Origin of the sequence: Bartonella sp. AP19HLJMH (genome assembly GCF_042196245.1) — a bacterium.
GTDB lineage: Bacteria > Pseudomonadota > Alphaproteobacteria > Rhizobiales > Rhizobiaceae > Bartonella.
The window spans coordinates 1-1,204 of record NZ_JBHIPX010000062.1 but is presented as its reverse complement, the minus strand read 5'-3'; the positions used below and the strand labels follow the sequence as shown (position 1 = coordinate 1,204).

Genomic DNA, 1,204 nt, shown 5'->3' with positions numbered 1-1,204 from the left:
GCAACACAAACCAACTTTTAACACAAGCGTGATTCACGCCACGGGTGAATTGCGCGCAATGTAGGAAATCAAGATGAGTGAACAAAACACTAACCTAATAGAAATTGAAGAAACACATCATGTAGCCGTCGAACAAACTGTCATGGAACGTATTTTAAATAAAGCCTTAGACAGTGACGTCGATATGGATCGCTTAGAGCGTCTTCTTGATTTAAGAGAACAAGAGATAAAACGACAAGAGCGCCAAAATTTTGTCCGTGATCTTTCGGCTGTGCAAATGGCATATAAAAATATCGAACAAAACGCCATTAATAACCATACAAACAGCAAATACGCTACACTTGATCAGTACATTGATGCTGTAAAGAAAGGGCTTGCAACATACAAATTTGCTTTGTTTTATCGTATTAAAAATCAAACAGAAAAAAACGTTACCATAGAAATAACTCTGTCTCATCCTTCAGACAATCAAATCTCAACAGAAGGAACATTTCCAATTGACAGTACAGGCTCTAAAAATAGCATACAATCACTTGGTTCCACACTTACCTACGCACGAAGATACCTATTAGGCATGCTTCTTAATTTAGCAAGTAAAGAAGACGATACAGATGGAAACCCGCCTATTAAAAAGGCTTTTCCACAACAGATCAATGAAATCAGAAGACTTGTCGTACAAACCCAAACAGAAGAAGAAAAAATACTTGCTTATGTCAACGTCAAAAAGCTCGACGATATGTCTGAAGGACAAGCACAAACGGTATTACATCTTTTGAAAGATAAACAAAACAGGCAAAAGGCAGAAACAGATTCTACTATACAAGATGCCGATATAGCAACGCCACAAGAGCAACAAACGGCGGTGTGAGATGGAACAAAGAACAGCAGAATGGTTTCAAGCGCGCTTGGGTAAAGTCACCGCATCTAATGTTTACAACATTATCAGTAAGACAGCAAAAGGATTGCCTACGAGCAAATATGAAGACTACAAAATCAAACTCATAACGGAGCGCTTAACAGGCGAAACAAGCCCTTATTATGAAACTGAAGATATGAGATGGGGTATTGAACATGAAGAAGATGCCTTGAGAGAATATGGCTTCATTTATGATGCCAATATAACAAAGTGCGGCTTTATCCAACACCCCACAATAGAAATGGCGGGTGCTAGCCCCGATGGTCTCATTGGAGAAGACGGTTTAAT

Annotated in this window: 2 protein-coding genes; both read left to right on the top strand. The window is 39.0% G+C overall.

Translation table 11 applies throughout. The features are described from left to right. Positions 1-73 precede the first annotated feature (73 nt). Complete coding sequence (locus tag ACFINR_RS09350; protein WP_375612641.1) at positions 74-868, top strand: ERF family protein; 795 nt, start codon at positions 74-76, stop codon at positions 866-868. Between the two features lies 1 nt (position 869). Beyond that, the coding region (locus ACFINR_RS09345) for a lambda exonuclease family protein (protein ID WP_375654231.1) at positions 870-1,204 on the top strand (335 nt) is incomplete at its 3' end.

What these genes read in the sequence shown, in the direction of transcription:
- ACFINR_RS09350 (WP_375612641.1), top strand. Translation starts at nt 74, where the DNA reads ATGAGTGAACAAAACACTAACCTAATAGAAATTGAAGAAACACATCAT.